The sequence below is a fragment of the Methylocystis sp. WRRC1 genome (assembly GCF_020733155.1).
Lineage (GTDB): Bacteria > Pseudomonadota > Alphaproteobacteria > Rhizobiales > Beijerinckiaceae > Methylocystis.
Map to the genome: position 1 here is coordinate 3,220,396 of NZ_JAJFZJ010000001.1, position 20,584 is coordinate 3,240,979.

22 protein-coding genes, 1 tRNA gene and 1 pseudogene are annotated in these 20,584 nt (G+C 60.3%); 9 read left to right on the plus strand and 15 right to left on the minus strand.

Annotation, left to right across the window (positions count from 1 at the left end):
• Positions 1 to 148: 148 nt before the first annotated feature.
• From LG047_RS15805 to LG047_RS15840, 8 genes are all read right to left on the minus strand, one after another.
• The gene (locus LG047_RS15805) at positions 149 to 589 is read right to left on the minus strand and encodes a DUF5681 domain-containing protein (RefSeq protein WP_227967695.1); all 441 of its coding nucleotides are present in this window, start codon (positions 587 to 589) and stop codon (positions 149 to 151) included.
• On the minus strand, positions 582 to 1,073 hold the full coding sequence (locus LG047_RS15810) for a hypothetical protein (protein WP_227967696.1): 492 nt from the start codon (positions 1,071 to 1,073) through the stop codon (positions 582 to 584). The genes LG047_RS15805 and LG047_RS15810 overlap by 8 nt, the downstream gene beginning before the upstream one ends.
• Positions 1,070 to 1,378 carry a hypothetical protein gene (locus LG047_RS15815; protein WP_227967697.1) on the minus strand — a complete coding sequence of 103 codons (309 nt, stop codon included), beginning with the start codon at positions 1,376 to 1,378 and terminating at the stop codon, positions 1,070 to 1,072. The genes LG047_RS15810 and LG047_RS15815 overlap by 4 nt, the downstream gene beginning before the upstream one ends.
• A gap of 352 nt (positions 1,379 to 1,730) precedes the next feature.
• The gene (locus tag LG047_RS15820; RefSeq protein WP_227967698.1) at positions 1,731 to 3,227 is read right to left on the minus strand and encodes a YfjI family protein; all 1,497 of its coding nucleotides are present in this window, start codon (positions 3,225 to 3,227) and stop codon (positions 1,731 to 1,733) included.
• Positions 3,228 to 3,352: 125 nt separating this feature from the next.
• Entirely contained in the window at positions 3,353 to 3,691 is a 339-nt protein-coding gene (locus tag LG047_RS15825; protein ID WP_227967703.1) for a hypothetical protein, read from the minus strand.
• A 3-nt stretch (positions 3,692 to 3,694) separates the two neighbouring features.
• A complete protein-coding gene (locus LG047_RS15830; protein WP_227967705.1) occupies positions 3,695 to 3,991 on the minus strand; it encodes a hypothetical protein in 297 nt (98 codons plus the stop codon).
• Positions 3,992 to 4,093: 102 nt separating this feature from the next.
• Positions 4,094 to 4,936 carry a hypothetical protein gene (locus LG047_RS15835; RefSeq protein ID WP_227967707.1) on the minus strand — a complete coding sequence of 281 codons (843 nt, stop codon included), beginning with the start codon at positions 4,934 to 4,936 and terminating at the stop codon, positions 4,094 to 4,096.
• Positions 4,929 to 6,215, minus strand: coding sequence for a site-specific integrase (locus LG047_RS15840; RefSeq protein ID WP_227967709.1), 1,287 nt, complete (start codon positions 6,213 to 6,215; stop codon positions 4,929 to 4,931). The genes LG047_RS15835 and LG047_RS15840 overlap by 8 nt, the downstream gene beginning before the upstream one ends.
• Positions 6,216 to 6,354: 139 nt before the next feature.
• Here LG047_RS15840 and LG047_RS15845 point away from each other — a divergent pair.
• Positions 6,355 to 6,420 (plus strand) — tRNA-Ser (locus LG047_RS15845).
• Between the two features lie 139 nt (positions 6,421 to 6,559).
• Entirely contained in the window at positions 6,560 to 7,603 is a 1,044-nt protein-coding gene (locus LG047_RS15850) for an AI-2E family transporter (RefSeq protein WP_227967710.1), read from the plus strand.
• A gap of 98 nt (positions 7,604 to 7,701) precedes the next feature.
• Here LG047_RS15850 and LG047_RS15855 read toward each other — a convergent pair whose 3' ends face one another.
• The 3 genes from LG047_RS15855 to LG047_RS15865 form a co-directional block, all read right to left on the minus strand.
• On the minus strand, positions 7,702 to 8,034 hold the full coding sequence (locus tag LG047_RS15855) for a hypothetical protein (RefSeq protein WP_227967712.1): 333 nt from the start codon (positions 8,032 to 8,034) through the stop codon (positions 7,702 to 7,704).
• 674 nt (positions 8,035 to 8,708) lie between these two features.
• Complete coding sequence (locus tag LG047_RS15860; RefSeq protein WP_227967714.1) at positions 8,709 to 10,331, minus strand: carboxylesterase; 1,623 nt, start codon at positions 10,329 to 10,331, stop codon at positions 8,709 to 8,711.
• A gap of 277 nt (positions 10,332 to 10,608) precedes the next feature.
• The gene (locus LG047_RS15865; protein WP_227967716.1) at positions 10,609 to 10,926 is read right to left on the minus strand and encodes a hypothetical protein; all 318 of its coding nucleotides are present in this window, start codon (positions 10,924 to 10,926) and stop codon (positions 10,609 to 10,611) included.
• 188 nt (positions 10,927 to 11,114) lie between these two features.
• Between LG047_RS15865 and LG047_RS15870 the strand changes: the two genes are divergently transcribed.
• Positions 11,115 to 11,927, plus strand: a complete 813-nt coding sequence (locus LG047_RS15870; RefSeq protein WP_227965361.1) for an IS5 family transposase — start codon at positions 11,115 to 11,117, stop codon at positions 11,925 to 11,927.
• 233 nt (positions 11,928 to 12,160) lie between these two features.
• Here LG047_RS15870 and LG047_RS15875 read toward each other — a convergent pair whose 3' ends face one another.
• On the minus strand, positions 12,161 to 12,505 hold the full coding sequence (locus tag LG047_RS15875; RefSeq protein WP_227967717.1) for a hypothetical protein: 345 nt from the start codon (positions 12,503 to 12,505) through the stop codon (positions 12,161 to 12,163).
• 347 nt (positions 12,506 to 12,852) lie between these two features.
• Between LG047_RS15875 and LG047_RS15880 the strand changes: the two genes are divergently transcribed.
• The 3 genes from LG047_RS15880 (at position 12,853) to LG047_RS15890 (ending at position 14,516) form a co-directional block, all read left to right on the plus strand.
• Positions 12,853 to 13,575 (plus strand): thermonuclease family protein, encoded by a 723-nt coding sequence (locus LG047_RS15880; RefSeq protein ID WP_227967719.1) that lies wholly within the window; start codon positions 12,853 to 12,855, stop codon positions 13,573 to 13,575.
• A gap of 95 nt (positions 13,576 to 13,670) precedes the next feature.
• Positions 13,671 to 13,886: a SlyX family protein gene (locus tag LG047_RS15885; RefSeq protein WP_227967721.1), complete on the plus strand. Its 216-nt coding sequence runs from the start codon at positions 13,671 to 13,673 to the stop codon at positions 13,884 to 13,886.
• A 249-nt stretch (positions 13,887 to 14,135) separates the two neighbouring features.
• Positions 14,136 to 14,516: a type I restriction-modification system subunit M N-terminal domain-containing protein gene (locus tag LG047_RS15890; protein WP_227968515.1), complete on the plus strand. Its 381-nt coding sequence runs from the start codon at positions 14,136 to 14,138 to the stop codon at positions 14,514 to 14,516.
• Here the strand turns inward: LG047_RS15890 and LG047_RS15895 are convergent.
• Both LG047_RS15895 and LG047_RS15900 read right to left on the minus strand, forming a co-directional pair.
• Positions 14,430 to 15,018 (minus strand): annotated as a pseudogene (locus LG047_RS15895) (DUF932 domain-containing protein); the annotation flags it as partial. The gene LG047_RS15890 and the pseudogene LG047_RS15895 sit on opposite strands and share 87 nt — an antisense overlap.
• A 282-nt stretch (positions 15,019 to 15,300) precedes the next feature.
• Positions 15,301 to 15,726, minus strand: coding sequence for a DUF3617 family protein (locus LG047_RS15900; protein WP_227967722.1), 426 nt, complete (start codon positions 15,724 to 15,726; stop codon positions 15,301 to 15,303).
• Between the two features lie 176 nt (positions 15,727 to 15,902).
• Between LG047_RS15900 and LG047_RS15905 the strand changes: the two genes are divergently transcribed.
• Positions 15,903 to 16,535 carry a pentapeptide repeat-containing protein gene (locus tag LG047_RS15905; protein WP_227967724.1) on the plus strand — a complete coding sequence of 211 codons (633 nt, stop codon included), beginning with the start codon at positions 15,903 to 15,905 and terminating at the stop codon, positions 16,533 to 16,535.
• A 157-nt stretch (positions 16,536 to 16,692) separates the two neighbouring features.
• The gene (locus LG047_RS15910) at positions 16,693 to 17,520 is read left to right on the plus strand and encodes a c-type cytochrome (protein ID WP_227967726.1); all 828 of its coding nucleotides are present in this window, start codon (positions 16,693 to 16,695) and stop codon (positions 17,518 to 17,520) included.
• Between the two features lies 1 nt (position 17,521).
• Here LG047_RS15910 and LG047_RS15915 read toward each other — a convergent pair whose 3' ends face one another.
• Positions 17,522 to 18,331, minus strand: a complete 810-nt coding sequence (locus LG047_RS15915) for a serine protease (RefSeq protein ID WP_227967727.1) — start codon at positions 18,329 to 18,331, stop codon at positions 17,522 to 17,524.
• A gap of 350 nt (positions 18,332 to 18,681) precedes the next feature.
• Between LG047_RS15915 and LG047_RS15920 the strand changes: the two genes are divergently transcribed.
• On the plus strand, positions 18,682 to 20,556 hold the full coding sequence (locus LG047_RS15920; RefSeq protein WP_036285491.1) for a methanol/ethanol family PQQ-dependent dehydrogenase: 1,875 nt from the start codon (positions 18,682 to 18,684) through the stop codon (positions 20,554 to 20,556).
• The last annotated feature ends 28 nt before the right edge of the window (positions 20,557 to 20,584 follow it).

Below are 20,584 nucleotides of genomic sequence, written 5' to 3' on the forward strand. Positions count from 1 at the left end.
TTTTGACAGTAGGTCGATTCCCATTCCTCGGGCGTCATGACGTGGCCAGCGTCAAAATCGTCGTCTGGTAATGTGTCCAGCACGACATAGAGATTGCGGGGCTGCGTCGCGGCCTCCAGGCGCTCTACGCGTGTTTCGGTAGCAGACCTCATATCCCGGCCTTTCCTTCCAGTCGTTTCAGTCGCTCGTCTATTTCCGTCAGCTCGAGCGTCTTCACGAAACCTTCGATCAATTTGACAATTTCCCCCGCCTCGGCAGGCGTCAGCTCGCCTTCTGCCACGGCATCAAGAATCGCCGCGCTCGCCGTCGCCGCGTCGGATGCACGCTCGATTTTCGGTAAGGTAAAGCGCACGAGATTGTCCCGTCGCGGAGGGGCAATCCGATCAAGAACGATCCGCGCCGCCGTCATGTCGCCGTTGTGCGCCGCTTTCAGGACAGCGTTGACGATGTTCTCGGCGTCATCCTGCATGAGCTTTTCGGCGAGCAGCGTCGTCTTGTGGCGCGCCCCCTTGGGCTTGCCGGCCGGATTGCCGGATTTTCCCTTTTCGAAAGGCTTGCCCCGCTGCTTCCCCGTTGAATTATCAGCCATGGTGGTTGGCCTCCTTCAGTATGCCGGCGATGGCAATCAATGCTGCTTCAGCCCGGTCACAATCGCATTTGCGGGAAAACAACCCTGCTTGCGATGGCCAGCGGGAGATTGCGACACTGCGGGCGCTGTCCTTGTTCTCCTTGCCCGGGGCGATCTTCGTCGCGCGCTTCCATGTCGGCGGCGCGATCATTTCCAGCGGGATGCAGGCGGCGGCGAGCACGCCCTCGATCACGCCACGCGTGCGTCCAAAACCGAATGCGCCGGTTGTGCCGTCCGTGGGGCGGGGACCGACCAGCTCGCAAAAGGCGCGGTCAGCGTGCGCGGAATAAATGATGCGGGCAAATAGGGCCGGGTTGACCGCTCGGCGGCCTTTCGCACCGTCGTGCAGCGTCGGCATGTCGTGAATTTCGATAAGTTCTCCGGTTTCCGTGAGGATCGCGATAGCTCCATTGAGGCCGGGGTCGATTCCAATGATCTTCTTCATTTCCGTTCCTCCGCCAGCAAGTCCAACACAGCGCCGATGATCCCGGCCGGATTGCCGGCGGTGTCGCGCGTAACGGCGTCGCGGATGGCTTGTGCGGGAGCGCCATATTGCAGGGCGATGCTCGCGGTGACCGCCGCGTCACGCGCATCGTCAGCCGCATCGGTGGATTGCTTCTCGGCGTCGATGAAGATTTCGGCGAGGGAGCCATCGGCGAAGCGACCGACACCGGCGGTATAGGCCCGGCCGCGGAAGATGAAGGCGATGACCTCGTGTGACCGTCGGTCGGGGAGGCGTCTGCGGGCCATCGTCACGCCCTCCCCGCCGTCGGCGCGCAGTCGTCACAGCGCCATACATCCCGCCATTGGCAATCCGGCCATGCCAATGTGGCCAGCCGACCGCATACGCACCAACGGTCGGTTGTCCCCTCGCGCATCGCTACGGCGTTCCGGCGATCGGCTTCCCGCTGGAGGCGCGCTGAGTCGAACATTGAATGCGTCGCGTCTGCGCTCTCCCCGACTTTCCTCTTGGGGCGCGTCGGGCAAAAACGCTCACTCGGGATACTGCCATTACTGCCAAAAGGGGCTTTTGGCAGTTTTGGCAGTTGCTCGGGTATCCGTTTTTCGTCGGATAGGGCGCGAAGGCGATCGAGATATTTGCTCATGCCAGCACCTTCGGGTTTATGGTGTAAGTCCCGCTGGGACGGCCTCCGGTCTGCGCCACCGCCAATGACAACCAATGGTAATCGGTCAGAAGCGCGAGCCCCGCCTTCACGTGATCAAGGTCATCAAGCCCACTCCACTTATTTCGCCAAAGCTCTCTAGCCGTGAAGCCATCGCTCAATTGGCGTCGCCGGATGCGAGAAATGATCGCCTTCGCAGCGGTCGTTTCGCCTTCGCTTCCGGCGGCATATGCTCGCCTTGCGTGAGTTTCCAGATATTGGGAAAACGCCAGCGCTCGAAGAATGGCGCGCTCATTGACGGGGCCGCAGCCGCCATCGGCCAAGTGATTGATCAGCGCCAACGCGGGCACGGTCTTGCGGAACTTTGCCATGTGGCTTTCCATGGCAGGCGACATGTCGCCGCTGCGCAACCTCCCCTCGAGGTCCGCGCGCCATTCTCGGAAGACCTGCTGCGCGGCGTCGTCAAAGCGGAGATAAGGCAATTCTTCGTTGTCGTCCCGCTGCGCCCCAATAGCCATGGGGTCCAAACTGCCAATACTGCCAAAAGTCGCCCAAGCGGCTTGTTTGGCCTCGATCAGCGGATAGCGGTCCTGCTCTTTCCAGTCGCCCGCCTGATCCGGCCAGACGAGCAGGCTGAATCGCTGGATCAAGCCATCATCGCCAGCACCCCCAGATGTCGCGCGCCGGATGTATTCGGCGATCTTCCCCGGTTGCGTGGAGCCGAGAAGCGCGACACAGGCGGCCTCGATATGCGTCTTGCCTCTCGTGATGCGATCGAATGTGTAACCGCTGGTTCCATTCCAGGCAGTCAGATAGAAGCCACGTGCAGCCGCATATTCTTCACGGTCGAGCGTTTTCAAGAGCGACACCAATTCGTCACGAAACGCCAGCACGCCATTCGGATTGTCGGCGAGGATTTCACCCAGCCTTTCATAGGAAGTGTCGTTCGTAACGAGGCGCTTCGCCTTGGGCTCCTCGGGCTCGTCGATATCGAGCAGCCCTTCGGCGTTGTCTCCCTTCCTCAGGGCTTCGCGCGCCTTCGCCGTCGCCACCTCCTTCGCGATTTTATGCAGGGTAAGCGCAGACTCGTAGTCCTTTCGCGCTTCGTCGCTCTCCTTTCGGGCATCCGCCTCGATGCGATTTAGCGGACGCAGAGCCTCCTGCGCCGCCGGGCTTTTCATCGCGCCCGGGCGTCCGACGATACAGCCCCATAAATTCGCAACTTCGGTCCAGTCGGTCATTTGCTGAGGACGAATGCCGATCTTCCGTCCAAGGACAGCGCCGAGCGCGACCATCGCGGGGATACCGACGAAGTCGGCCGGGCACTGCATGCGGTCGGATATATCCGCCACCCATGGCGCGATGCTCTTGGGCAGGAAGTCCATCTCGAAGGCCGCGACTGGCAGGAGGCCGTCCGGCAGCGGCTTGGGAGCTGGCCAAGATGGTTCCGTTTCCGCCTTGCGGACCGCGACCATGATAGGGTGTCCCGGAGGCTCGATTGGCTCCTCTCGCCATCGCGGCGGAACCAACCGCTGGCGCTCCTGATCTTGGCGATGCTCTCGCGCAGCATCTGCGACGCGAGCTCGTAAATGGGGGTCTCTCATTGATGCAGGTCCCCCTGAATTTCGATCGCGGGGACAGCCTCGCGCCAAGAGACGATTGCCGCCGTCAGTGCGCGCCGCATTGACCAAAGCGCCGCCTCGGTCGCGGCAACGTCCGCACGTGCTGTCGCCGCTACGAGCGCAGCCGACAGCGAACAGAAGGTTGCGGCAATCTCGTTGACGAAATCGAGCGCCAGCAACTCGGCATCCGTCGGGTATTGGATTTTCAGCTGGGTTGCGGTATTGAAATCGCGAGAGCCGCCACGCATCTCATTATTTCGAGGGTCGCCCCCTGCATCACGCAGGGCGGCGGCCTTCATCGTTTCAGGGGCCAGCATCGATCAAGCGGCCTCATGCTCGGAGGTAGAATGCGCCGGCGCGCTCAGGCGAGAGCGCGCCCACGCCAGCGCGTCGCCCCAACGGTAAAGCGGCTTGTTGCCGAAACGGGCGTAGGGCGGACCACCTCCGCGTGTTGCCTTCGTCGCCAAGGTCGCATCAGCGACCGGATAGCCAGCGGCTCGCAGAGCAGCGCCGGTGTCGGCACGGGTCAAAAGTGCGTCGAGGTTATCAGGAATGGCTGTATTGGCGGGGCGTGTCACCGCCGTGCCGTTAGCCGACTCGTTGTCCTGCAAATCCATTTGCCACCTCACTTGCGCAAGTGCGCTCGTTTGTGATGGCGCGACGATCCCGCGTTATTCCCTCCTGCGCTAACGGGGATTACGAGATTTTCCTTTCGTAAATTACCGTAAACCTAATTCCGATACCGTTTCAGACAGCTTGCTGGAAAATGAATAGATGCCATTTTCACCGCTGCCCGTCGTATAAACACGCAACTCTTCCGGAACCTGTAACATTGCCGTATGAGCGAACGTCAAAAATGGTGATGGTTTCGATGTGTCTGCGTTCCTGTTGCTCAATTCCGGCGTCGTAAGTTCCGCGCCTGTTATTTCCCGATAAATTCCCGCTATGCCGGTCACGAAGCGCCGCCATGCGTCACCAATTCTTAATCTGACGCCTTGCTTTTTCTCCGCCACCAATTCTTGGAGCAGAAGGTGTGATCGAGAAACCAGTTGGGCCAGGTGTGGATAAAATTCATCGCGTGAGAAACTGGTTCCGTCAAAACGCCGCCCCTGCATTTGCTCCATTCGTTCCAATATATAGGTGGTGGCGGGGGCAGCCTTATCTATGGCCGCCAAAAGTGCCTTTGCAGCGATATCTATATCTTGAGCACAATCTATTAGTCCCTTGTCTCGATCCGTCCACGGCATCGCGCCGATTTCTCCCGCCCGTTCCTGCGCGAAAGTTAGCAGGATATCTTCGATTAGTTGACGTTGTTCGTTAGCTATAGCGGCTCGCGCATGCGCTTCTAATAATCGCCAGTCAGGTTTTATCTGGCCAATCATTACCCCATTGACGTCACGAAAGGTTCCGATGGCACGGATTGTGGGTGTCCCGTTTGCCTTATCAGAATCCAACCTAAACAGCTCACCATGACTATGCATCATGTGTGGATATTTCTTCGGTGGGCGTCCCTGCTTTTTCCTCATCGCGTGCATCCGCGCGCCTTTGTCGTTATCAGACATTTACAGACGATCTCCTGAGCGGGACAATGGATGCAGCCGGTTCCCGCTCACCCATCAATTCAATCGTCTTGTTCGCCACAGTGTCGGCGGCGGCCAACAACACTGCATCTGCCGCATGAACATACCGTGAGGTAATCGTCCGCCCTTTGTGCCCGACGAGCGCAGCTATGGTCGGCTCCGAATATCCGAGATCGGCGGCGAGGCTCGCGAAGGAATGACGCAGGACGTGAGGGGTTATATCGGCAGGAAGATTGCCGAGTTTTGCGATACGCGCCCAAATTTTTGGAAAGCCCGTCATACGGCCATCGCCACGTGTTGCTGGAAAGACGAAATCACCGGTTCGGGGCAGGGCGCGTAGCGTCTCAATTGCGGCGTGCGACATGGGCCGGATAGAGCGCCCGGTCTTCGTGTCCGCCAGCGTCGCCGTGCGGCGGGCAAGGTCAATTTCGCTCCAGCGCAATGCCAGTGCCTCGCCGCTACGCCAGCCGGTAAGGGCGAGGAAGCGTGCTGCAGCCACCGCCGCCGGCCACACGTTCGTTGACGCTTCTCGGAGTCCGTGCCCCAAGGCTGCATATTCTTCGTCGCTCAGTCGACGCTCGCGCTTGCCGTCAGCGAATCGCATCACGCCGCGGCATGGGTTGTCCGGGCGCATCCGTTTGTGAACGGCATAGGAAAAGATTGATCCAAGCAGGCCGACTGTTCGGCTGGCTGTCCCTCTACCGCCCCGCACATTGGCGAGACCGCGCTTTTTCCCTGTCCTTGATCGATTTGCGGTCTGGCCCTCGGCGACGGCGTGCATAAACCTTTCAATATCGTCGCGGCTCACCGACGCGACCTTCAATGTTCCCAAGAGCGGCTTAATGTGTCGGTCTATGCGCCCCTTATCGGTTTCCAGTGTGCTCGCCTTCTTCGGCGTACGGCGGCGGGTCAGCAAGCGCCCAGCTTGTGCATCTTCCCAGTACAGATCACACAGATCGCCGACTGTCGCACCGCTACGCTTGGCAATCTTTTCGGCTGCTGGATCGTTGCCACCGGCGACTGAGCCGAGAATGCGGCGCGCTTCATCTCGGGCCATGTCTGGCGTCCACGGCGAACCATGCCGCCCAATCGTGTGACGACGTAACCGGCCCTCCGCCGTTCGATACATGAGAATGTAGGAGATGGCGTCGCTGCGCTGCCGGCGTGCTCCGAAGCCAATTACGGACGAGTCCCAAATCTCTTGGTTCTGGCCAAGAGCCCGAATTTCGCGTAAACCAATTTTGGAGCGAGCAGCCATCATTTTGGTCTAGGCGCATTACCTAGGTAGCAGGTAGGTAACAGGATTGCGCAAATCATATCAAAAGACGGCAATTGCTGGCAATGCAAATACCGCTGTTTTTCTGTGTATTTCTCAATCTCGCGCAAGGCGTCGCAACCTAGCGCAATTCGCGGAAATTGCCCTCCGAAGGCAGAGGTCAAAGGTTCGAATCCTTTCGGGCGCGCCAGCGAAATCAAGGGAATCGGTTCGCATCAAAGTTTCGCAGGCGTCACCCGCGCACGCACGGCCCCGGATTCATAAAATGCGACGGCCCCGAACGGGTCCACTCGCTGCCGTGTGGCGAGTCTAACGACGGAAGAATCATCATGGGCGGCGGAAATGTAATTGAATCGACCTCCGTTATCGTGGCCGTCCTTCTCATCCTCGCAGCATGTAAGGTCGGCCAGGCTGTGCTGGAGCCAGTCGTATTCGCGATCTTCATCATCGAGATCGCCTGGCCGATGCAGAAGACGCTGAGGTCGAAAATAGGGAAGGCGACGGCATTGGCTTTGACGGTCGTGGTGACAACCACCCTCGCCCTGGCGCTTCTTTCCGTTATCGTCTGGGGCGGCCGCCAGGTGGCGGAGTGGGTCGGGGGGAATCTCGATCGCATTCAGGAGTCGCTGATTTCGTCGACCGCCTGGCTCGAGGAGCATGACATTTTCGTCTTCGCGCTTCTCTCGGATCACTTCGACCCTGCTACAGTCGTTAGAATGATCCATGCAATGGCGATACGCGCCAACACCATCATGGCCTTCGCGGTCATCGTATTGATCTATGTTGTCCTCGGCCTTGGCGAAGCGGACATCTTGACCGGGCGTATCGCGACGCTGAAGAATCAGGATGCCAGCCGACGTCTGATCGCGGCGGGCAGAAAGATCGGGGTGAAATTTCGCACTTATATGTTGGTGCGGACAGTCGCCAGTATTGCGACGGGCCTGGCAGTTTGGGGGTTCGCCGTCTTGCTGCATCTGGAGATGGCGGGCGCGTGGGGCGTGCTGGCGTTCGCGCTCAATTACCTACCGTACATCGGATCGCTGATCGTCACGGCCGCTCTGCCGCTCTTTGCCTTCGTTCAGTTCGGATCATTCGAGACCCCATTGCTTGTTTTGTTAGGCATATCTTTCATCCAGGCCGTCATCGGCAGCTATCTCGAACCGGTTTTTTCGGGCTCGGCCTTGTCGATCTCGCCTCCATTGGTGCTTTTCTCGATCGTATTGTGGACATTCCTGTGGGGCGCTCTCGGCGCCTTTCTGGGCGTTCCACTCATGATCGCTGCGCTGACGCTTTTCGAGGAGTTCCCCTCGACGCGCTGGATCGCCGACATATTGTCCGGCGGCCGCGCCGCCGCCGGTGAATTGGAGGCGTGACTTCACAAACACGCACAAGGGGAAGCGTTACCTGCAGACCAAATTCATCAGTCGGGCCAGAGCATTTCGATATCTTTGGAAGCGACGTGTAAGCGATCTTAACTGGCGCGTCTCCGCCGATTTGAGAGAATGCGACCGATAATTCCGGCGAGGTATCCGCTGATTGTGATCGCAAAATAGACGATGATCACGAAAGCGCCGCGTCTGTTCGCGGAAACTGCCCTTTCGAGTATGTCCGTCAGATAGACGTGGTCTATAAAATTATCGGCGATAAATCCTGTCGCTATGGCGAGCGCAGGCACGGTCCACCAGTAACTGCGGAAATAACCGAGCAGAATCGCGATCAGAAACACTATCAATCCAAATACGTGGACAAATTCGAGCACGACTGCTTTGCCGAGGAGGCCTGTGAACCGGATCAGCCAAAGCATTTAAATCTCTCCGTGCCGTTTCAACTTTCTCGGCGATTTCTTCAGGCGCCTGCCTGTCATGGGTTCGCGAGACTGCAGGGGCTTGGCTCGAGCGCTCGATTTTAGCGCGGCGCTTGGTAAATTCCGAAGAATTTACAAACAAAAAATTGAGGTAGTCGCCGGTTCCGTCATAACGCAGGAACACGCGTCGCCCCGATTTATTTCAGGAGCGACGCGGTCCGGGACGAGACCCGACTTATTGCTGGGGAACGTCAGGGCGCGGCTGCGGGCGCCCGGTGTGTCGCACGCGGGCGACGCGCCGATGGCGACGTGATCCTCTCGTATGGCTCCGGGGCCGCGTCGTTCGCGGCTTGTGACGGAAACTGGTGAATTGCCGCTCCTGAGACTCCTGGGCTTCCGCGTCCGAGGGCGCAAGAGTAACGGCCGGAATTACCAGCGCAGCGCCGAGCAATGCGGCGACGAATGACCGCCGAGAGATTGTTTTGTCTTTTTCAGCTTCGACGTCCACTTTTTGTGTCCTCCCCGAAATCGTTAATATTACAGCACTCATGTTCCTCCTAAATTTGGCCGCCGTCAAGATGACGACAGTGGTCGGCGGGCGTCCCGCCGCAGCGCCGCTCTCCATAGCCAGCCTTGACCTTGGGCGGTTTTTTTGGCGTGTCGTGCGGATGTTTTTAGCGGGAGCGACGACTTCTCGTCGTGCTGTCGCCCTTCGCCGGCGAGCGGTAATGGTTTTGCGCTGGAGCAGCAGCAGGCGTGGAGGGAACAAATTCTTCCCGCCGTTCTGGAACAGGCGCCGTTCCGACGGGCTCGAGAACCTTTCGGGTCGGAGAGACCGGAATCTGCGCTCCAATCCTCTCGACCAGATAAGGGAAGAACGGATTTGACGACATGCGCAGGAGGGCGTCGAGACTGACGATCAGCGTGCCCCGCTCGCCACGCGGGGCGAGAGATCCCAAGTGGACTCCGAAGTCCTCGGAGTTATCGGGCGTCAGGCCATAGAGCGAGTCGCTAAGCGGGAACGGCAGCGCAACATGCGAGAGCGAAAAGACGCCTTTTGGATAGTCAATGCCAAGTCTGCGGCTGTGCTCCTCCACCGCGCCCACGTCCACCACCTGCTCCGACGCCTCGTCGGTTCCGTCGCCAGCGTTGGTAATGATCGTCAGGCGGTAGTTTCTGACCCCGGGCGGCACGATCCTTGAAAGTTTTGTATCGGCAGTTTCTCGAAGCAGCGGTCCGAACTTGACGTTACGATTCACGTCGAACAGGACCAGTTCGCTGCCATTGGCGGGAAGATGATCGTAAAGCCCGGAAAGGACCGCCGGTGTGCTGACCGTGAAATCCATCACGGACTGAAAAGTCAGAATTGGCGGCAGATCCTCCAGTCGTCCATCTTGTCGAAGCGCGGCGATCTGCGTTCGAAGCGAATCTGTCAGCAGATAGGATTGACGCGCGCCGTTTACGGGAAAGGAATTATATTTGAACGGATTGAACTCCGGCATCACGCTGAGCCAGGCGGCCTTGGCGAAGGCTGGAAACATTGCCGGAAGCCCCGCGAAACCCGCGAAGCGCGCGAAACGGGTGACGCCGACCATTGGCGAAATCAGTATCAGCCGGTCGGCTCGCGCCAAATCTTTGTTCTCTATGGCGTCCAGCGCATATTTCAGGGCAAGCGATCCGCCATTCGAGAAGCCGACGATGTGGATTGGCAAAGGAGCGGGCGCCCGTCGTCGCGCCTCTCTCACAGCCAGCCGGGTGGCCGCCACCCATGATCGCCATTCGACGGTCGTCAAGGCTGCGGGCGTTGTACCGTGCGCGGGCAATCTGATGGCGACAGCAACAAAACCCCGATCTCGATAATAAGAAGCAATGTGACGCAGGCTATAAGGAGAATCCGTCAATCCGTGCAGCAACACGACGGCGCCTGACGGCGGTCCTGAAGGCTCCAAAGTATAGGAGCGATTCCAGTCCCGCAGGAAATTTGCCGGATAGACAGGACTACCTTCGAAGTATCGATTGAAGGGGACTTGTTCATCGGGGGTAAGTTTCCTACTGACGTTGACGCGCATCAAAGCGAATATTTTCTCCTCGTTTGCGAGGTAGTCGCGCCAATCCGCCTTTTCCATTTCCTCGACGTTCAGTTCGTCGGGCGCGTAGGTGTGCCACACGTCGAGAGGCAGACCGCGTTGAGAATCATAAATCCGAACGCCGAGAAATATAACTGCAACAAGACTCAGCAGCGCGAGGGACCATTTTACGATTTTGAACGCCGCGCCCAGCATATATTGGGTCCTCATCCGCTGCTCGGTCGATTTTGGTCAGCCGCATCGACGAGCCCATCTTCATGGACGGCAATTGGTCGTTTTAATCCGTCCCCGAGATTCGACCGACATTTCCGGGAAGTCCCGGTTTCACCCGTGGCGGCCGGCCGGGTCTGTCTTGGGAAAATGATGCTCCGTCAGCGTATCGTTCCAGATCGAGCTACGCGAACGCAGCCCAATTTGGCCTCCGCGACAAGCCTCGCATTTTTGCCGGGACTCGTCGAGACCGAGCCGCTGTCGATGCTCGGCTATCCTATCTCTCCGGCTGTCCTGAAGCTCCGAAAGGAAGCATGACGTTGGTCCCGGCTGTCGCGCCGAACCCCGCTCCGGCGTTGATGCCGACGTAAGCGCCGTTCCAGCCGCTCCCGCTTTCGCGATCTTTCGACGGGGGCTGCTGAGGCTTGATCGTCTCGACGCCGCCAACGCGGTTCGCTTTGACTTTGGCGCGCGCGGAACGGGGCGTCTGATTATCAGCGAAGGGGCGAGAATGCGCCGACCGGGCATCCGCCACGTCGGGAATGGAAACGCTGGTAAGCGAGACAAGCAGCGCCAGGGTGATGGCGAGGTTCATTGGATCGTCCTCGAAATGTAGAAGGCGTCCGTCGAAGCCCGATCGAAGGCTCGGAAAGCTTATAACTGTTTATCGCTTTTACGGGGAATTTCCAGCGGCGAAAAAACCAACCTAACATGGTGATTTTATTGGTGAGCGCACTAGAGGGTGTTATGTACTTTGGTCGTTGATTGCCTTAGTAGAATCGGATGTCTCCGATTCGGAAGCCTTATCCGTCTGACGTCAACGACGAAGAGTGGTCGCTCGTTGCGCCGTATCTGACGCTCATGGACGAAAGCGCGCCGCAGCGCCAACATTCGCTGCGCGAACTGTTCAACGGGCTACGTTACGTGCTGCGCTACGGCATCGCATGGCGCGCCATGCCTAATGATCTGCCGCCGTGGTCGGCCGTGTATCAGCAATCGCAGCGCTGGCTGGCGGCGGGCGTATTCGAGGCGCTGGCGCAGGATTTGCGCGCCGTCTCGCGCGTCGCCTCCGGGCGGGCTGCCGAGCCGACGGCGGCGATCATCGACAGCCGCACCTTGCGGTCGACCCCGGAGAGCGGCCCGCGAGCCGGTTATGACGGCGCAAAGCGCAAGCGTGGCTCGAAGCTGCACATGGCGGTCGATACATTGGGCCATCTACTGGCGCTGCATGTCACGCCGGCCAACGTCGACGACCGCGCCGAGGTCGGCAAGCTCGCCGCCGCCGTGCAGGAAGCGACCGGCGACAGCGTCGAACTCATCTATGTCGATCAGGGCTACACCGGCGAGAACGCGGCCGAAGCAGCAAAAGCGCAGGGCGCCGAACTTTGCGTCGTCAAACTCGCCGAGGCGAAGAAGGGCTTCGTGCTGCTGCCCAAGCGCTGGGTGGTCGAGCGTTCATTCGCTTGGGCGACGCGATGCAGGCGGCTCGTCAAAGATTACGAGCGCTATGCTCAGACCCTCGCAGGACTACACGTCGTCGCTTTCGCATGTCTCATGCTCAAGCGCGCCGCGGAGTTCATCATCCAGAGTGCATAACACACTCGAGGTGGGGAGCCTTTCCGCATTTGGCGTCCCGTCATCGTCCGCCCCGCCCTTCAGAAGCCCCGCCGGCGCGTCCGGCGGCTCTCCGGGCAGAGTTCGCCCCGGCAAGGCGTCAAGCTGCTCCTGCGCCGATCGCAAGCCCGCCATGCCGCGCCCGATGCGAATTCCGCTCGGCCCGGCGCGTTCGGCCTCCAGCTTCCTGACTCGTCGGTCGAGACTTCGCAGCCTCACGCCGAACGCTCCGCTTCGAGCTCGGCGACGCGCGCCTCCAGCTTCTCAATACTGCAAAGTTCGAGATAGTTGCGGGCCAAGCGGCTCATGTGTTCCGCTTCCGCGCGCGTCAGCTCGCCCAACGTCGCCAGCTCCAGCGCCCGAGCGGCGGCCAACTGCGCCGACGCGACGCTGGTGACTTTCGGCATGTCGGCGGCAACCAAGCGCTCCCGCGGCAGCCAACGGTCCAACACGAGTCGCATGGCCTGCACGTCGCCGCCGAGCGCCGCTTGAATGGCCGCCATCCGATTCCGAAAGCGCGCGCATTGTCGCCGAATATAGGGCGGCCGCGCGGCCATCATCCGCGCCGCGCGGCCGCCCTATTCGCGGACACAGCTCATCGCCATCGTCGTCCAATACAAGCTGTTCTTCGCTGAGCGCCGGTTGCCGGACGAGCTCGAGACCATTCGTGATCGTTAGCAAATCCAACTTTTTCGGATCGTCCGCGGGATCGAATACTGCCCGACGCCGCGTCGGCCGCGCCGTCGCCCGCGCTGAAGCGCCGACCAAGCCGGGGAGGCTGATGATCGACGTTGCACTGGTCGGCCGCTCTGTTGCCGCGACGGTCTGTGATTGCTTATGAGACTGGACGCCAGCGCAAAAAGTTTCTGGGACGACTTGTCAGTCCCGGCGCATATGGAACGAGCTGATGAAAGTCCTGGCTGCCCTGCTTCTGCTCCTCGGGCCGGCGGCAATCGCTCAGGAGGCCATGCCGTCGCCGGGCGGTGAGTTCGTTATTCAGGGACGGATCACGCGGGCGCTAACCGGCGCGGACATCGTCATCAACGGAAAGAGCGTTCACCTTGCGGGTGTGCGCGCGCCGAAACGGGGGCGGATTTGCATTCGGGGCGGCGAGAGCGTCGATATTGGGTCTGAGGTGGCTGATGGGCTGAACCATAAGCTGGCAGGCGCTGAGGCCGTTATACAGGGTCGCCTCGACGAAGGTGGGAGGATTGTTGGCCGCGGGACCGTCAACGGTCAGGACATTGGTGAGTTGGCTATCATAAATGGCTTCGCCGTCACCAAGATTGGGGATGTGACCTACGCCAAACAGGAGCGCGAGGCGCGCAACACGCGTCCCGGTCTTTGGTCATGCAGCTCGTTCCCAAAAACGGAGACGCTGCCGGAAGTGGCTGCAGCGGGCCCCGCGCCGCAACTGCCGCCGCCGGCCCAGGTAAAGCCTTGGCCTGAGCCAAAATCCCGCGGCGGCGTCGACTATGCTCCTCCGGAGGCGCAGCCATCCGCGCAGCCTGTCGACCCGGAAGATGACTTCGACCTCGTCCTGGATGACGTGGGAGGGTTTTTCGAGGACGTATTCAACGGGATAGATCGAACGATACGCGACATATTCGGCGCCCCGCCGCAGCGATGAACAGGCAGCGTCGGAGCTATCCGAGGCGCGGGGGGCCGCCCGCTCGCCCGCGAATAAGCAGCCGATCGAAATCGAAACCTTGATGGAATGTCGATATGAATGACGCCGGTTCAGAGTTTTCCTCCCGCCTCGACACGCTGGAGGCAAGCGTCGCGCATCAGGATAAGATGCTTGGAGAACTGAACGAGGTCGTCACCTTGCAATGGCGCAAGATCGACGTGCTGGAACGGTTGGTCGCCCAACTGCGTGAGGAACTCCAGAACATCGCGCCGCAGCGCGACGCCCCCGAGCCGCCGCCGCCTCATTACTGATGGATTTGGCCGCGACGGCCGGCCCGCGCCCTCGAAGCTTTCGGCGCGCTTAGGGAAGAGTTGGCGGGTGTGGGCCTGACAGGCTTTTCGGGATGAAGGCGCCGGGCGTCGCGAATGGAGCATGCGCCCGCCGGCGCCGTGGCGAGGAATGCGGTCCACCTGACGACGGCTAAGGCTGGCGATATACTAGCCGTCGGCGGTGATTTGCCGCCCGACCGGACCCTCCTATTCCGAGAACCCCGCCCACCCATGCTCACCGGCGAAATCCGCAACCAAATCGACCATATCTGGAACGCCTTCTGGTCCGGCGGCGTCTCCAACCCGCTCTCGGTGATCGAGCAGATCACTTACCTCCTTTTCATCAAGCGGCTGGACGACCTCCAGACGCTGGAGGAGAACAAGGCCGAGACGCTTGGGCTCCCCATGGAGCGGCGCATCTTCCCGGCAGGCGTGGCCGAGCGCGGGCGGGCTTTGGCCGACATGCGCTGGTCGCGGTTCAAGAATTTCGAGCCGCGCGAGATGATGGAAGTGGCCGCCGACCATGTCGTCGTTGCGCGCGACAATGTGCTTCCGCGCCGCCTTGAAGCCGTTGATGAAGGTCAAGGGCGAGGAATTGGTGAAGCGGGTTAATGGTAACGCCGTCTCATAGGCGAAGCGCGCGGCGGCGTATTTGGAATCGCGGATCGTGATCTCGTCGAAGTCCTCCACGCCCCAGAGATTGCGGTTCTGGCAGACGGCGCGAAGATAAAAGCTCGCAACGCCGAGAGCCTTCGCGCCTACCTCCGAATTCCAGCACTAGAAGCCTCGAATGAAGAGGTCGGGCGAGTCATCCGGCAGCCGGCCAGTTTCAATCGGGTTCAGATCGTCGACGAGAAAGAGGAAGACGTCACGGTCCGAGGCGTAGAGCGCCGTCGTGTCCTGCTTGACGTCGACATTGGGGTTGAAAATTCCCGTGGACCAGCCGAGCACGCCCGGGACTGTCCAGCGGATGTCGCTCGCGCCGTCGCCGGCGGTGCGCTGCACGGCGGACACGAGTTCATGATCGCAAATTCGGACCGTAATCCGGTCCGGTCAGGGCGCGCAGCTCGACGCGGCCGTCGTCGATCTTCAGCGTTTTGACCTGTCCGGCGCGGCGCTCTCGACGGTGGGAGTTCGGCTCCGCTCGGTCCGGTCTCGCGAGCGCCTGCAGCGTCGAGAATTTCAACCTGGGTCATGGGGCTTCTCCAAGGCGGGCGCCGAATGCCTCTCTCTCGATCCTTGATCCGTCACTGAAAAAACGCGAATTTCCTCTTAATTTCGTCATTCCAGAAATGAGGCCTTTTCGATTAGCACAATTGACTCCTGATATTCGCATCGATCCCGACTGACGAGGACAATGTTTAGAGCAGGGACCCCTGCTATTTTGCGCCTAGAATCAAGGAGAGCAATCGCCTCCAAGAAATTTGGCGTCAATCGAAAAGCCAGAGCGTTTACCGCCCGAGCTGATCTTGGATTGAGCGCGGTACCATGACTTGAAATCGCCCGTGAACAGGAGACTTTCGACATTACGTCTGTCGCCGACTCCGCATTCGATCGTCACGATCACTTGATCCCCTGCGCGCTTGACCGATGGTTGGGCGCAGTCTGCCGCCTGATTTCCAATGATGCTGTCTCCTTCGGCGATGCAGACATTATGAGTATGCATGCCGACCTCGGGGGAAACTGTCGTGATCCTCCACAGACCCCGCTCTCGTTTTGGCAGCTCTGAAGAAGCATCCGCGAACGCCGAATCTCGCGCCAATGCTGCTCCGGCGAGCGCGATGACAGGTATAAGCACGCGTATCCAGGACGGGCTTTTCATGATCTCTGCCTGAGCGTTGAGTGATATCTTCGATTTCCGGCATAGCGATCTCGCCGCGGCGATGTAAAGACGGCTTCCGATTTTTCCCGTCGTCGGGTGAAACTCTCACATTGTGTGGGTCGCCCTAGCGGCTGATTATGACCACCCTTCCAAGGCAATCATCATCGAGGGGGCGGATGTTTTTTCGACTGGGGCTATCCGCCCTCTTCTATTGCTTACTTCCTTTCGTCATCAGCGCGTGTCTCGCCTGCGAGCTGACGCGCGCCGAGATCGAGCGGCGATTGGCGCAGAACAAGGGTGGCGCCGCCGATTTCTCCAATCTCGACCTCTCGGGCGCCGACTTTTCCGGCCTCGACCTGAACGACGCCGATTTCTTTTCATCCAGGCTCGCAGGCGCCAAGTTGAAAGGCGCCCGTTTGGCGTCGGCGAATTTCACGCGCAGCGACGTTCAGGCCGCGGATTTTTCCGGCGCAGATCTTCGCGGGGCAACATTCTATGCGGCGCTGCTCGACGGCGCAGACTTCACGGGCGCCGACATGACGCGCGCAAGGATCATTGGCGGTGGGCGCGGCGTGAAATTCATCAACGCTAAACTCGTCGACGCCGATCTTGGAGCCGACCCCGCCAATCAGGGAATGGTTCCCGTGCGCGCGGAACTCGCAGAAGCGAATTTCGACGGCGCAGATCTGACGCGGGCCAATCTCACGCATGCGGTTTTGACCTCTGCCAGCTTCATCGGCGCAATCGTCACGGGCGCGCGCTTCGACTACGCCGTGCTTGACGGCTCCAATTTGAAGCTGATGCGATAGCTCCCAGGAAGCTTGCCGGTCTTTCCCGAAATTGATGGGAAACTATGAAGCAGACGCCTTTCTGGCGTTCGATTAGGTAATCAGACGGCAACGTCGCCACGGGACTATTCAGGTCCTTCCCATGATGAAACGAGCATTCGCTCTTGCGGCATTTTGTATGGGAGCCACCGTCTTTACCGCAGGCGCTTCCCTGGCGGCGGATCAGTCGCGCGGGCAATATCTCGTAGAGGCCCTGGCGGCGTGCGACAATTGTCACACGCCGCGCGGCCCCAACGGCTATGACCTTTCCGCGCGCTTTTCCGGCGGCTCTCAGACTTTCACAGGCAAAGACTATGTCGTGCGCGGCTCCAATATTTCGCCCGACAAGGAGATGGGCGTCGGCGAGTGGAGTGACGAAGCGCTCGGCGCAGCCATCGTCGCCGGAGTCGGCCGCGACGGACAGCTCGCGCCCGCCATGCCTTCCGGTTCCTATCGCGTGCTGACGGACGCCGATCGCAATGCGATTATCGCCTTCCTGCGAGCCCAATCTCCCGTGAAGGCTCAACCTATCGCGCCGGCGCAGCGGCAAGGTAAGTGGTCTCCCCATCCGGCGCCCGGCGCGGAAGCGGCGTTCAACGAGGCGGAGCTTTCCGACAAGGTTAAGCGCGGCCTTTATGTTGCGTCGATCGCCCGCTGCATGGCCTGCCACAGCAGGGAGGTCGACGATGCGTCGGACTATGTGAACGGGCTCGGCGCCGGCGGCAAGATCTTCCGAACCCCGGCGGGCGTCTCCGTCGCGTCGAATATTACGCCGCATCCGGAGAAGGGCGTCGGCGCATGGACGGATGACGAGATCAAGCGTGCGATCACGCAAGCCGTCTCCCGCAAGGGCGAGTCGCTCAAACCGCCTATGTCTACGCTTGCCAAGGCACACTTCGCCAAGATGTCGTCGGAAGATCTCGACGCGCTGGTCGCCTATCTGCGGACTATTCCCGCAAAGGAATAGGTCAGCGCGGCTTCCCAACGGCCTCCCGAATGGCGTTCGCAAGATCGCCCTCGAAGAGAATGGCGGAGCCGTAATGCGTTTCGATGTCGAAGGGACGCGTCCAATTCATGTCGAGCGACGCGCTGTGCAGCGCGATCAGCCGTCCGTCTTCTGAAAAGAGTCCGGATCCAGATCCGCCATAGCCGTCATTGCAGTCATGGCGTGCGCGCCGGACATGCCCTTCCGTGGGCTCGTCGATCCTGTGAATCGCGCAGGATTCCACCGTCGCGGGAAGACGCGTATTCGAATGTCCCGCGGGCGACACCATCGTCACTTTCATGGGCGCTCCCGTCAGTATGTCGCTTGCGTCCGGGATCGGCTGCGGCTGGACGTTGTCTGGGGTCGGCTGAAGGAGGCGCAGCAGCGCCCAGTCATCCGTGATGTGCAACCCCTTCGACTCGACGGAGGCGCCGATGCGCAGGCTGTCGGCGTCGAAATAGTAATCGCCGCCGCCGATGCGGAAGAAGCAGTCCGTGACGGGACGGGTCGGGACCAGCTGGCGATCGACGAAATTATGCGCGTTCAAAACGACGAGGTCGTGCGAGCCGATGAGCCAGGCGGCCGCCCCGCGCTCCAGCGTGCCGTAATCGGAATAGCACATCAGAACGCCTGCGCCGGTGAAACGCGCCGTATCAGCCTCGCTCATGAGACGGCGTCCATCCTCCGGATAGAGCGCAACATTGACGATCTTTGCGTCGAGGCCTTCGAAAGTCGTGAAGAGGAGAGACAGGAGAATGCCGCCGGTGAGGAGGCGGATCACGCGATCGGTCATGTTTTTCTTCTTTTCCAACGCCGTTCGGCGCGAGGAGATACCGCAAGAGCGCGCGCGTCAAGATGTCGTATGCGACACGAAGCGAGGAGGCCTCGTCAGGAAACAATTGTAGTGGGGGATGCCATTTTTTCCCGACGCACATTACCGATAAATCGTGAAGACAGGTCGCGCGCCGTAAATTTATATGCAGGCGGATCGTCTCTCCCATAAAGCGCAGCAAGCGCTCCCAAGGAAGCGACCTTCAACGAACCGCGACGACTCCAAAAGATAACGGAGCGTCTTCACGAGGCGACGTCAACCTTTCAAGAAGCCATGAACGGCCTTGCAGGACGTCGCAGGAGGACTCGTCTATGAGGAAATTCATGAATTCCGTTTCCCTGCTGTCAGTCCTGATCGCGGCGCCTCTCGTGGCGGCGTCGGTCGCCCAGGCTGACGATCGGCTGGAGGCGCTCACCAAGAGCGAAAACAACTGGGCGATGCAGGGCAAGAACTACAGCTCGAACCATTACAGCACGCTCACCCAGATCAACGCCGAGAACGTGAAGAACCTGAAGGTTTCCTGGTCGTTCTCGACGGGTCTTCTGAGCGGCCACGAAGGCGCGCCGATCGTCGTCGACGGCAAGATGTATGTGCATACGTCTTTCCCGAACAACACTTTCGCCCTCAATCTCGACGATCCGACGCGCATCCTCTGGCAGCACAAGCCCAAGCAGAACGCCGCCGCGCGCGCGGTCGCCTGCTGCGACATCGTCAATCGCGGCCTCGCCTATTGGCCGAGCGACGGCAAGACGCCTTCGCTGGTCATCAAGACGCTGCTCGACGGCAACGTCGTCGCGCTCAACGCCGAGACGGGCCAGGAATACTGGAAGGTCGAAAATTCCGACTTCAAGGTCGGCTCGACCCTGACCGTCGCCCCGCATGTCTATAAGGATGTCGTGCTGATCGGCAGCTCGGGCGCCGAGCTTGGCGTGCGCGGCTACATGACCGCCTATGACGTGCGCACAGGCGAGCAAAAGTGGCGCGCCTATGCGACGGGTCCGGACTCCGACGTCCTTATTGGCGACGACTTCAACAAGGCGAATCCGCATTACGGCCAGAAGGGCCTCGGCACCTCCACCTGGGAAGGCGACGCCTGGAAGATCGGCGGCGGCACGAACTGGGGCTGGTTCGCCTATGATCCGGGCACCAACCTCGTCTATTACGGCTCTGGCAACCCGGCGCCGTGGAACGAGACGATGCGTCCGGGCGACAACAAGTGGACGATGACCATCTGGGGCCGCGACCTCGAAACTGGTCAGGCCAAGTTCGGCTACCAGAAGACCCCGCACGACGAGTGGGATTACGCCGGCATCAACTTCATGATGCTCTCTGAGCAGAAGGACAAGGAAGGCAAGCTGCGCAAGCTGCTGACCCATCCGGACCGCAATGGCATCGTCTACACGCTCGACCGCACCGACGGCACACTGATCTCCGCCGACAAGATCGACGACACGGTCAACGTCTTCAAGAAGATCGACCTGAAGAGCGGGCTGCCGGTTCGCGATCCGGAATATGGCACCCGCATGGACCATCTCGCCAAGGACGTTTGTCCGTCGGCGATGGGCTATCACAATCAGGGCCTCGACTCCTACGATCCGAACAAGGAGCTGTTCTTCCTCGGCGTGAACCACATCTGCATGGACTGGGAACCCTTCATGCTTCCCTACCGCGCGGGGCAGTTCTTCGTCGGCGCGACGCTGAACATGTATCCGGGTCCGAAGGGCGATCGCCAGAAGGGTGAGGGCCTCGGCCAGATCAAGGCCTACAACGCCATCACCGGCCAGTTCAAATGGGAGAAGATGGAGCGCTTTGCGGTTTGGGGCGGCACCGCCGCGACCGCCGGCAACGTTGTCTTCTACGGAACGCTCGACGGCTTCATCAAGGCCCGTAACAGCGACACCGGCGAGTTGCTCTGGAAGTTCAAGCTGCCCTCCGGCGTCATCGGCCATCCGATCGTCTATCAGCACAAGGGCGTCGAATATGTCGCCATCATGTATGGCGTCGGCGGCTGGCCGGGAGTTGGTCTTGTGTTCGATCTTCAGGATCCGACGGCCGGTCTCGGCGCGGTCGGCGCCTTCAAGCAGCTCGCCAACTACACCCAGATGGGCGGCGGCGTGATGGTGTTCTCGCTGAACGGCCAGGGCCCGTACGACGACGTGAACCTCGGCGAATACAAGGCAAACTGATCTCCTCCCCGCTTGAAAAAGCGACTGT